The sequence below is a fragment of the Pseudomonadota bacterium genome (genome assembly GCA_034660915.1).
Taxonomy (GTDB): Bacteria; Desulfobacterota; Anaeroferrophillalia; order Anaeroferrophillales; family Anaeroferrophillaceae; genus DQWO01.
The window spans coordinates 1-2,386 of the sequence record JAYEKE010000161.1 but is presented as its reverse complement, the minus strand read 5'-3'; the positions used below and the strand labels follow the sequence as shown (position 1 = coordinate 2,386).

General features: G+C 45.1%; 3 protein-coding genes. All 3 read right to left on the bottom strand.

Going from position 1 to position 2,386, the window contains the following annotated elements; translation table 11 throughout:
• Window positions 1-710 (bottom strand): class I tRNA ligase family protein (locus U9P07_09480; GenBank protein MEA2109636.1); only part of this gene is annotated, 710 nt, incomplete at its 3' end.
• A gap of 3 nt (window positions 711-713) precedes the next feature.
• A complete protein-coding gene (gene ricT / locus U9P07_09475) occupies window positions 714-1,349 on the bottom strand; it encodes a regulatory iron-sulfur-containing complex subunit RicT (GenBank protein ID MEA2109635.1) in 636 nt (211 codons plus the stop codon).
• Window positions 1,350-1,441: 92 nt separating this feature from the next.
• A partial coding sequence (gene holB, locus U9P07_09470; protein MEA2109634.1) for a DNA polymerase III subunit delta' occupies window positions 1,442-2,386 on the bottom strand: 945 nt, incomplete at its 5' end.

Here is a 2,386-nt window from a genome sequence, read left to right as displayed (position 1 = left end):
AGATAATTGATCAGGGCATCAAACCAGACATAAATCACGTGTTTTTCATCACCGGGAACCGGAATTCCCCAGCTGAAACTGGTGCGGCTGATGCTCAAATCGCGCAATTCTTCCTTGATAAAGCTGAGGATTTCATTGCGTTTGGATGCCGGCTGAATAAATTCAGGATGTACTTCAATGTGGGCCAGCAACTGTTCCCGGTAGCGAGACATGCGGAAAAAATAGCTTTCTTCTTTTACCTTTTCCGCCGGTCGGCCGCACTCAGGACAATTGTCGCTATCCAGTTGGCTTGCCGTCCAAAAGGTTTCACAGGGAATACAGTACCAGTCTTCATAGCTTCCCAGATAAATATCCTCATTCTCCTGAACTTTTTGAAAAAAAGCGCTAACCGCCCGGGCATGGCGTTCTTCGGTTGTGCGGATAAAGTCATCATGGGAGATATTCAACACTTCCCAGAGATGTTTAAACCGCTCAACTACCTCATCCACCAACTCCTGGGGAGTCATGCCTCTCTGGTCCGCGGTTTTCTCTATTTTCATCCCATGTTCATCCGTCCCGGTAAGGAAAAAGACTTCCCTGCCCAGCAAACGCTGATATCTGGCCAAAACATCAGCAGCAACGGTCGTATAGGCATGTCCGATGTGGGGAACATCATTAACATAATAGATGGGGGTGGTAATGTAGAAAGTATCCCTGGACACCATCGTCATATCTTATTTCCCTTTTTTATCGGGTTTGGCATTAGACTGCCTTTCTTTCCTCATCTGCAGATAATTTTCATATTCATAGCCAAGACAACACATGAGACGACCACATAAACCGGATATTTTAACCGGATTCAGAGCCAGGCCCTGCTCCTTTGCCATCTTCACGGTTACCGGATCAAAATCATAAAGAAAAGATGAGCAACATAATTCCCGACCACAGACACCAATACCACCAACCATCCCGGCCGCATCACGAATACCGATTTGCCTCATTTCAATCCGTACATGAAGCTGATGGGCAAGATTTCTGACCAGTTCACGAAAATCAACCCGGTTTTCGGCCATGAAATAGAAAACAGCCTTACTGCTGTCATGAAGATATTCAGCCCGAATCAATTTCATTGCCATTTGCAGTTCTTCAATCAGATCAGCACAAACCTTAAACGCTTCATCTTCCTTGATTTTATTTTCGGCCAAAAGCTTATAATCATCATCCCTGGCTTTGCGTATCACTTTTTTCATTGATTTTTTATTCGCCAGCAGCCTTTTCGGCAATTCATTGGTTGGCAGTACCTTAACCGTACCGATATTGACTCCACGCTCAGTTTCGACAACAACATCATCACCGATTTCCAGAGACAATGCTCCTGCTTCAAAATAAAAGATTTTTTTCGAACCCCGAATACTTATTCCCGCATATCTTTTCACATTATTCCTCAAAAAATTAAATCACATTATCCTTTTTTTATTTGTAGCACCACCAGCTTCAGCAATAATGCCTCCCAGGCCAGCTTAATATTTATATTGAAAAGTAAGCGATTTTGCAAGCGATTTAGCTCTTCCAACCAGAAAACTAATTTTTCCGGCGTCCGCTTAGCAGCAAACTTGCGCAATAATTCAAGCTGGTCGGGATGAAATAAAAGCAGATCATTGATATCCGATGAGTTACCCAGGACCAGCGCATCACGAACAAAGGTTTCCAGCACATAATGTGCGACTTCAACGTTTTCTGTATCTTTATTTATTTCATCAGCAAGAGCAAAAATATCTTCATAATTTTCAGCTGATAAAGCACATATTCGGACAAGAAAGTCATCGCGCCAGGCCAAGCGGTTTTCTTCCAGGAAATATCTGGTCATGGATACACTGCCCCCACCCAAAGCAATCGCTCGATCCATTGATTTTGCATCAATATCATTTTCTCCGGCGACTACTATCTGCCTGAGCGCGGCATGGCTCAATGGTTTAAAAGTCAGGGCAATACAGCGGGACAGGATAGTGGGCAAAAGCACCTGCTGACGATGGGTAACCAGGATAAAAATAGTCTGCGCCGGTGGTTCCTCCAGGGTTTTCAACAGTGCATTGGCGGCAGCGGCATTAAGCAAGTGGGCATCATTAATAATGACAACCTTGAACCGACCGCTTAGTGGAGCAAAGCCAAGATAATGGTGGAGTTCCCGAATCTGATCGATTTTAATCTGGCTTTTTTCCGCTTCAACCAGAAGCACATCAGGGTGTACCCGTCTGGCAATCTGTCGACAATCCGGACAGTCACCGCAGGCATCACCGGGGGGAGCCTGACGACAGTTAACCACCTGCACCAGTTGAAAAGCGGTAAAACATTTGCCAACCCCTTCCATGCCGGTCAACAACAGCGCTGCCGGAACATTCTCTGACTT